We start from the raw sequence: 9,168 nt of genomic DNA, 5'->3' as shown, positions 1-9,168 counted from the left end.
CCGCATCCCGGGAGCTCTGCTCCAGAGGTGACAGCACCGCAGGCTGCGCGCTGGCCCTGGTCAGTGGCTCAAGGAGGGGGGCCAGATTTCGTGTCGCATCTGGGCCAGTTTTCGCTGTCGCCTGACAGCGCTGGGAGTACAACAACTTGAGGCCGCATTCGGCCCTCCAGGGGCGTACGCCCCTGGAGGCAGCTCAACCAGCTGCTGCATAACCACCCACTCTCATTGCGCCTGGACCAATGAAGGGGGTCACGTCAAACGAACCGGTGATTGCCGTCCTCCGTCTCGATGGCTGAGCCCCGTAGGGTCTTGCCGTCACACACCAACTGATCCAGACCCTCTGCCCCACCTGGGATCTGGCTGATCATCCAGGCCTGCAGCACCTCGCCGAATTCCTGCAAATGGGCTTTGTTGAACAGGTAGAGGAAGGTGGCATCGGAGGGCCAGCGCTTGAAATTCAGGCCCAAAGCCTGATTCAGCGCTTCCCGGTGTCGTTTGGCGAACGCCTCGAGATCACGGGAGCTCCTGCAGCCGCTCAGGATCCCCAGCACCGCCACCAACAGCAGAAACCACTGCGGGTAACGCACCCCGCGGCGGTAGCGGCCATCGGGAATGGCCTTGAGGAAGCTGATCAGATCATCCGGCGCGCCCAGATCGACTGCAGCGGAGACGGTTTCGGGCATCGGGAGCGGTGAGACCCGCTGACGAAACCCAATGGTGACAGGCCCGCCAAGGCCTACCAGGACAGACTTTTGGGCGGCCCTGGTCGGCCCCCTGCTTTGTGAGCTGCCGAAAAACGCCTGCTGCGTGTGCAGCGCATCTGCCTGGATCAGCACGCCCTCAAGATCCAGCTCCCCAAGCAGCTTCTGGAGGAGCGCCCGCTCATGGTTCGCACCGGTGGCGTAGCAAGCCTGAGCGATCGCCACACCCAAGGCCGCCGAATACAGCGTCACCTGAGCGATGAAAGCTGAACCCCTCCACTGGTGGCCACAATCGAGCCCCGCAGGGTCTTGCCATCACAGACCAGTTGATCCAAACCATCTGCCCCGCCTGGGATCTGGGCAATGGTCCAATCCCGGATGGCGGCGCAGACAGCAACGACATCCACCTGCAGGAAGAAGTAGCGGAAAGCGGAATCGGAGGGAGGACGCTTGAGCTCGATCCCAAGTGACTCCGTGAGCACAGCGTGATGACGCCGAGCAAAACGGTCCAGATCGCGGAGGCTCTCGCACTTGCTCAGGATCCCAAGCACCGCCACCAACAGGAGGTACCAGGCGGGGATGCGAACCCCGCGCCGCATCCGGGCGTCAGGGATAGCCTTGAGGTAGCTGATTAGATCGAGATCGGTTGCGGCAGAAAGGCTTTGGGGCACTGAGAGGTGGCAATCTCACCGACCTGAACCCATGCTCGCAGCCCCGGCAAGACAGCCTTTGGCACACTTTGAATCAGGCCTTAGGGCGGCAGCCGGAACCCGGATCAAAATTGGGCTCTGAATCAACCCATGGCGCTGATTCGGCAACCACTAAGCCAAGCAATTGTGCGAATTGCGCAGTGTTGGCATACCATTGCGCACTCTGCGCATCAGACATGGCTCGGTGGCTTGAGCCATCCTATGGATGGGTATCTGAAGGATTTACGTGAGCTCTCCTTTCCTCAGCTATCTTGAAGCCAACAAGAGGTCTCAAAGACGAAAATCGAAGATATACCGTGAACATATCAACTCTCGGAGGGTATCAAGTGGCAGATTTCCTTATATCTCCGACGAGAAACATGATGGCGAGGGAGCGGCAAATCTAGATAATTCATCGTCTTCGACTGAGTCTATTCGATACAGTTCATGGTTCGCGCCCGATTCAGATCAATCTAATCATTTTCAGTCAGGTCAACCAGAAGTCCCTGTTATTACAGCTTTACAATATAGTACAGGCCCTTCGGATACCAGAGTCCCGCTGCGCGATTACACCCCTCCTATATCTTCAGGGGGAAACAGTCAATTGCCTATAATCGCCTCGGGTTATAATAGCCATCTTTCAGACCCAGACGACGACGAACCAAACAATACTGACACAGAAGAAAATAGTTTGCGAGGCCAACTTAAAAAGCTTCCCTCTGAAACCGATAAATACGAATTCGAAGATTATGCATCCGATAGTCAATGGATAGGCGGTGGTCACACCGCCCAAGAGTTAACTAAATTCTTTATCTACCAGTCCGACATTGCGAATGGGACGCTAATTCTCGACAAGCCTGGCCATTACATTATAATGGAAGATCTAAGTTTCAATCCAAATGCGGTTGGCACTCAGGTCTTTGGAGTTGATGCACAGAGGCTTGGTTTACAAGATGGCGATCTTCTTGACTCCTATCGATCTGGCGGTCCACTTCCAAGTCAATTCACAGTGGCTGGAGGTCCTTATGATCCCAAGTCATACGGCATAGGCTTCTTTGCAATGATTGCCATCAATGGTGGCGCAAGTGGAAGCATTATCGATCTGAATGGATTTCAAATTGAACAGAGTGAGGAGCATGCACTGCAGCAGCGTTTCTTTTCTGTTATAGAACTTGCAGGCGCCCCCTTCATTACTGGCCAGGGACCGCACGATTTCGGTCCAAATGGAAACGATGCCGTGAGCAACCTTGTAATTAAGAACGGCACTATTGGTCGGAGCGCCCATCACGGAATCCATGGCAACGGGAATCAGAATATTCTCATTGAAGACGTTGATTTTATTGATTATGAAGTTGCAGCAGTTGCTCTCAATGGTGTTAATGGACTCACAGTTAAGGATGTAGAGGCGTCGAATAGGACCGATGTTCCCATCCTTGGTTCTTATAGTAACGCGCGTTTTATCCGCCCTTATGTTGATTATTTAGCACAGCTTGAGCGCACTAACCCCCTGGGATCTGAGGTCAGCAGTCTCAATGTAAAAGGGGAGTCTCTATCAGCCAAAGACATTCAATTGGCTCTGCAGCAAAGCCTTAATGCAGTATTCGATGACATAATAACATCTGGAGACGGTCGAATCGATACCATCGATTCCAATTATTACCTGTATAATAATCCATTTGGCTTTGTCGATGGAAATTCCTATGGATTCCTAACCGGTCCTGTAGGAGTTCAGGTCAATGGCTTTCCCGACCCTCCCGAAGGTGGATTTGAAACCCCTTCAGCAAATGTAATCTTTGAAGACGTTAAGATTCTTGGTCAACATTCTTTTGTCACCGAAGTTCCTGTTCTTTCCAATAATGTGGGCGGAGGCATGAACCAGCCAGTAATTGACCCCATTGGCGCTGCATTCATGCTTCGAAATAACACCAATGGGGTTTACAGTACCCTCGAGTCGTCAACTCAGGGCTTACTGAGTTCGGATGCAGACAATCAAGAAGTTCTTGCAGCAAACTACAAGCCAAATGTGCTTGCCAATGCTCAGCTATTGGTTGCCAAGAATAAGGAGCTCTTTGCGAATAGTTTTCTTGATGTCAGCAGACTCTCGATCGGTAGCGATATTGTTGCATGGGCGGAATCTGATTCGGCACTTTATGAGTTGCGGTCTTCACTCGACCTTGAAGATGGGTGGATTTATAACGTTGACAACATGTTGCACGTCCAGAAAGGTACTATAGGTTTTAAAATGGACGGTATTACAGGTGCCATTATGAACGATACTTCTGTAGAAAACCTTGTTGCCGTTGGTGGACTAGGCTTTGATGGCAACTACACAAGGGGTTTTGTCAAGGATACCTTAACTGGTTACAATGGAGCCGACGCTTATGCTTACACTTTCTCGGCTTCTTCCGATGTTGTTGTCACAGATGCAACGGTAAATAATGTTCATTCAGAGTATGGTGAGTCATTTGCTTTTTCTAGTCCACTCGATAACAGCGCTAACATATTAATTATTGACGCAGAGATTGACGGTCTAACTGCTTCTGGGCTTGACCAGACAGGTCCCAATGCGGCTGGTATAGCATATGAATTCTTCAATGTTTGATAGTGCGTACGGTCTAATTTAGTTAACGGGCTGAGCCGAGTCTCCAAAAACCTATTCTGATTAACCTTATTATGGAGCTTTCTACTCAGTTGCTTGCTCTTTGGTAGCCTTCAGGCTATAAATGATGTAATTGCTTTAAATCTGTGGCCAAGTCCTCATACTCGATTCGCCGCCGCATGGGTTGGTCCCTGCTTGGCCTGATCACTCTGAGTTATGCACTCGTCTTGGCTGGTGCTGAGGTGGTTGTCCGTCGCGATCGCCTTCAACGCCACGAACGATTAGTGATGGCAACAGCTGAGTCCATAGCCAGTAGCATTTCCCACGAGAGAAGCGAGGGTCCTATTGACGACCAAGTTCTGCTAAGGGTTCTCAACGACTTTTCAGCGAAGCGAGTTCTCGTCTGGCTAAGTCGTCCGAATCAAGCACCTCTTTTCCCTGACACGGACTCGGCTCAAAACTTCTTTGACAAAAAGGGCTTACTTGCCGCTGCTGGTGTTAATGCCCCTGGCATGCAGAAACCGCGGACATTTGCCTATGACACTGAAATCTTCTATACCTGCTCCATGCCTTTACCAGATAATCAAGGCGTATTGCGATTCCTGGAAGATGTTGGCGTGAATCCTGCGAGCCGTCGTGAAAATATTCTGCTGCTTTTAGCAACGTGGTTGCTGCTTGTTTTTGCAGTATTTGCTATTATCCAATGGGTTATGTCGTACTCCCTACGACCTCTATCTCGTTTAGAAGAGGCCATGGATGGGGTAGCGCTTCGTCCTTCAGGAAAAGTAGCAGATCACCAACTTGACGTTTTTGGTCAGCCATCTGAATTGCAGCCAATCATCCAAGCTTACAATGATTTGTCGACTCGCTTGCAAGAAGCCTGGATACAACAGCAGTTATATATACGTTCAATCAGCCATGAGCTATCAACTCCTCTTGCTTTGATTCGCTCTTCTGCAAGGCTTCTGAATCGCCGTCTAAATGGGTTATCTGAACAGGATCGCGAACTTATTGTTTCGACTGAAAAGGAGGCAGTCAGTTCAGAGCGTTTGGTGCGGATGCTCACTGACCTAGCTCGCAGTGAATCGGGAAACCTGATGCTTTCCTGTTCTGTTGTACATCCGTATCAGTTAATCAAGGCACTTGTTGCTGAATCTCACTCTTTGCCCTGGGGCGATCGTCTCCGATTTGAAACCATCGACCAGAGCAGGGAGATCGAAAACTGTGAAGTTCGAGTTGATGAAGATCGTCTACGTCAATGCATACAGAATCTAATTGAGAATGCTGCAAAATATTCTCCTGAAGACCAGCCTATAACGCTTTCGCTTTTCCGCGAGTCTGGGTTTGTCGTGATCCATGTTGCTGATCACGGTCCTGGTATCCCCGCATTAGAGCGGGAAGCAATTTTTAAGCCCTTTTATCGTACGCCTCAGACTAGTGGCATAAAGGCTGGCTCTGGTGTCGGATTGGCATTGGTTGCGAAATTTGTCCAGGTAATGGGTGGTGAGATTAGCGTCCTTGACCAGGATTCTCCTGGAACGACAATGCAATTGAAATTTCCAGAGTCGAACAGCGACCACTAATCCGAGCATCTTGTAACGACTTCTGCCAGATGTGCTCGGCTTTCTATATCTGCTAATCTCCTTATGTGATAGTTCTACTGATAGTGCAAGGGAACCAGATGTGTCGTTCATATCATCAACTTGACCTTATTAGCAGTCATGGTGCCAGTTAAGACAGCGAGGTGATGTTACCACGGAGATTCTCGTCGATACAGACAGACCGATATTCGCCCTAAAGGTGAACAGATCTTGCTTCTGATCCATCAGAAGCTCGGGTTTCAGGTGAACACGCTTTCTGGCCTAGACTCAATCATTCGCAAGTCAAGTTGCTGACGATATTCTGGAGCCTTTCAATGGCCGACGACGCTGATGCGCGATAAGCCTACCAATGCTTGATGAGCTTATACACCTCGCTTCAGCTTCCAGAAATTAGCCTGAATCTAATACGTGGAGACGGAAGATAAAATGCCAGAGTAGCCTGCGTCATCAGAGAAAGAACCAAGGCCAGTTCCAAGAATCTGTTTAGGTTATCAAGTATTATAGCTATAACTGGAAGATTAGAATACCATTGGCTTTGATTTTGTCGGTGGCGTCTTCTGGGACCAGCTTAAGGACATTAGTGCACGGACAACCGCAAGCCTCTTGCGCTTCAATTGGAACCGCGACTTAAGTATGCATTTCTTCAGGCTGCTACTTAACTAATGCAAGATGGTTCTAGATTTTACTGCGACTGTCATGTCACGCACCCGACTGGCAATTTTCATAAACCAAATGACCGGCCCAACTCTGGATTGCGCTCGACTTCCGATCAGTGTACAAACCCGGCAGGTTCTAGTCAGGGTGCGATGATGAATACAGGTACAGCTAGCAAGCTCGATCGATGTTCCACGTAACGATGAATGCTGGCTGGGATCCGAACTGACGGATACTATAGCTTCAAGGCGGCTTCCGCTACACAGATATCCTTTTTCCTATGTCTAGAAACTGACATGAATGTTCGGATCACAGATTAGCCCACGCCACGGTGATCCATTGCGGGCTACAGCATCGACGCTCTCATCAATACATCTCTTCTTCTTTGTACCACTGGCGTGTGGCACCTCGCGCCGGTTTTGAATCAGTAGCACTTTGAGTGGCCACAGAGGATTGGAATATGCATGATGCGTGTGCTCATCGTTCACGCTTTACGGTGAACCATATGAAGGCCAACCCTATTTCTTTTTATCTTTGTTGACAGGTTGGCTGACCTCGAACTGTGTAGAAAGCCATACCATCGCTGCTGGAGATTGCCTGTTCTGCTAGGATTCGAAAAAAGATTGGCCATGTACCACAGTCTGAACAATTTGCGGAAGAGCCCTGTCTTCCTTGGTGGTTCGCTACCCTCTGTTCAGGTTGGTCCCCGGCATGAAGGCTTGCCCCGTTATTTCTCCCTCTTTACCCCGGGGCTACGTTGCGCTTGGCACTCAATTATCGGAGCATCTCTTGTTGCTATTACGGTAAATTCTCAGCCTGGACGTAGCGCACCCAGCCATCCACAGCCGGAATCCGAAGATCTTAATGTAATCGTCAGCTTCAACCCGTCAAGTTATGATGTAGTCATTCAACTTGACAACGGAGTATCATTTGGCGACGTCAAGCTGTTAATGCCGTCGGCCAAACTTGTTTCATCCGGCGCTCGCAAATATGCGCTCCTCAAGAGTTTTGGGAATGCGGTTAGTGCTCGCAATTACGGCCTTTCACTCGTTGACAAGGTCCCTTGGCCTTTAGATCTCTTGATCCAAGCTGCTCCTGCAAGAATCCCCTCCAACCCCGGTGACTGCCAGGAAAGATGACGCCCCTGCCGCTGATCAGGCGGCCATGACCAAGGTAGCTGGATCCATGGAGTTTTCCGGTGGCGGTGGATTGATCCAGACCACCTCCGGCTGACGCCAGCAGCGGGTGCTGCGGCTCCAGCGGCGGGGGTGTCGCTGGCGGGCCTGCTCATAGACACGGGCACGGTGCCGGCAGATACCACCGGCCTGACCGCTGTGGCGCTGATCCGGCGTCACGAACCGGATGGCGCTGTGGCGGTGCCGATGGTTGTACCAGTCCACGAATTCCGCCACCCAGCTGCAGGCTTCTTCCTCGCTGCGGAAGGGACGCCTGGGGTAGTCCGGTCGGTACTTGACCGTGCGGAACAGCGACTCCGAGTAGGGGTTGTCGTTACTGACCCTCGGTCTGGAGAAGGATCTGAGCACGCCGAGCTCCTCCAGCCTGCTCTCCAGCGTGGCGGCTCGCATGGCGTTGCCGTTGTCGGCATGGAGGATCAGAGGCTGGGGCCGGCCCTTGCTGATCCGCTCTCGCAGGCAGGCCCTGCTGACCAGATCCGCGGCGATCTGGGCGTTTTCCCGATCCGCCACGTCCCAGGCCACCACCTTGCGGCTCCAGACGTCGATCACCAGATAGAGGTACAGCCAGACGCCACGGACGCTAGTGGGCAGGTAGGTGATGTCCCAGCTCCAGAGCTGATTGGGCCCTCGGGCCTCCAGGCGCGGCACGGGGCGGGGTTCCTGGGGCGGCCGGGCACGGCCACGGCGATGGACCTGGCCATGGGCATGGAGCACCCGGTAGAAGCTGCGCTCAGAGCCGATGTAGATGCCGCGATCGGCAAGGATCGGCACGATCTGGCCCGGCGGCAACGCCGCGAACTCCGGCTCGTTGCAGGTGAGCAGGATCCGCTGGCGCTCCTCGTCCGTGAGGCGGTGAGACACCACGCGGTGGCTGCCTTTGCGGCCATCCAGACCGACCCCATCACCCGCGAACTGCCGCCGCCAGCGCTGCAGCGTGGTCAGCCCGACGCCCAGCAGAGCCGCCACCTCCCTGGCTCGTGCACCAGCCGCCATAGCGGCATCGAGGATCTCCAGGGCCTTGCGGCGATCCTCAGCGGCGGTCAGTCCTCCCCTTCCTCGCCCCAGTAAGCCTGGATCTTTTTTGAGGCGATCAGCAGTGCCGCCGCCTCCGCCAGGGCCTTGTCCTTGCGGCGCAGCTCCAGCTGGAGCCGTTTGATCTCACGCTGGTTCTCCTGGTGCCGCTTCTGGAGGTCCTTCTGATCGGCCATCGTCAGCAGCGGCTGGGCATTGGCATCCTGGGCGGCCTGGCGCCAGCGGTCCACCTGCTCGGGGAACAAGCCCCGCTCGCGGCAGTAGGCACCGAGTTCAGTGCTGTTCAAGCCGGCGGTCTCCAGCACCACCATGAACTTGTCGGCCGGGCCCCAACCTTCAGGGTCCTTCTGAGTGGCAGGCACCACCTCCCCCTGCAGACGCCAGGCCTTCCTCCACTTGTAGAGGGTGATCACGTGGATGCCCAACTCCTGGGCGATCTCCGCCACGCTCTGGCGGTGAGGCGGGCTCATACGCCGGCGGACATCAGCCTTGACGGCTTCGCTGTAAGGACGCATCGATCGATTCCATCAGGCCCCCTGGTGGTTGAAACGGTCGGGATGGAGAGGCGTCAACTTCCTAAGAAACACCCACGGCCATCAGGGATCTCCGCCTATCAGCCGGTAGCAACCAGTTGGTAACCCAGTGCTCTTGCACGTTTTTCCAGACCATGGATTTGACGTTCGCGAGATGCCTGCT

5 protein-coding genes and 1 pseudogene are annotated in these 9,168 nt (G+C 53.1%); 3 read left to right on the top strand and 3 right to left on the bottom strand.

What is annotated here, in order from left to right; all coding sequences use genetic code 11:
- Positions 1-254: 254 nt before the first annotated feature.
- Both VB737_RS12385 and VB737_RS12380 read right to left on the bottom strand, forming a co-directional pair.
- Positions 255-953, bottom strand: coding sequence for a transposase family protein (locus tag VB737_RS12385; RefSeq protein WP_500313363.1), 699 nt, complete (start codon positions 951-953; stop codon positions 255-257).
- On the bottom strand, positions 950-1,372 hold the full coding sequence (locus VB737_RS12380) for a transposase family protein (RefSeq protein WP_323243121.1): 423 nt from the start codon (positions 1,370-1,372) through the stop codon (positions 950-952). Before VB737_RS12380 ends, VB737_RS12385 begins: the two co-directional genes overlap by 4 nt.
- 265 nt (positions 1,373-1,637) lie before the next feature.
- Here VB737_RS12380 and VB737_RS12375 point away from each other — a divergent pair, with 265 nt between their 5' ends.
- The 3 genes from VB737_RS12375 (at position 1,638) to VB737_RS12365 (ending at position 7,383) form a co-directional block, all read left to right on the top strand.
- On the top strand, positions 1,638-3,992 hold the full coding sequence (locus VB737_RS12375; protein WP_500313361.1) for a hypothetical protein: 2,355 nt from the start codon (positions 1,638-1,640) through the stop codon (positions 3,990-3,992).
- Between the two features lie 176 nt (positions 3,993-4,168).
- Complete coding sequence (locus VB737_RS12370) at positions 4,169-5,572, top strand: sensor histidine kinase (protein WP_500313359.1); 1,404 nt, start codon at positions 4,169-4,171, stop codon at positions 5,570-5,572.
- Positions 5,573-6,963: 1,391 nt separating this feature from the next.
- The gene (locus VB737_RS12365) at positions 6,964-7,383 is read left to right on the top strand and encodes a hypothetical protein (RefSeq protein ID WP_500313358.1); all 420 of its coding nucleotides are present in this window, start codon (positions 6,964-6,966) and stop codon (positions 7,381-7,383) included.
- 15 nt (positions 7,384-7,398) lie between these two features.
- On the opposite strand, the pseudogene VB737_RS12360 reads toward VB737_RS12365, so the two are convergent.
- A pseudogene (locus tag VB737_RS12360) lies at positions 7,399-8,987 on the bottom strand (IS3 family transposase).
- Positions 8,988-9,168: the final 181 nt, after the last annotated feature.

The sequence above is a fragment of the Synechococcus sp. BA-120 BA3 genome (assembly GCF_034931285.1).
In the GTDB taxonomy this organism is placed as follows: Bacteria; Cyanobacteriota; Cyanobacteriia; order PCC-6307; family Cyanobiaceae; genus Cyanobium.
Note: the sequence above shows the minus strand (reverse complement) of the source record. Positions and strands in the feature narration are given on the sequence as shown.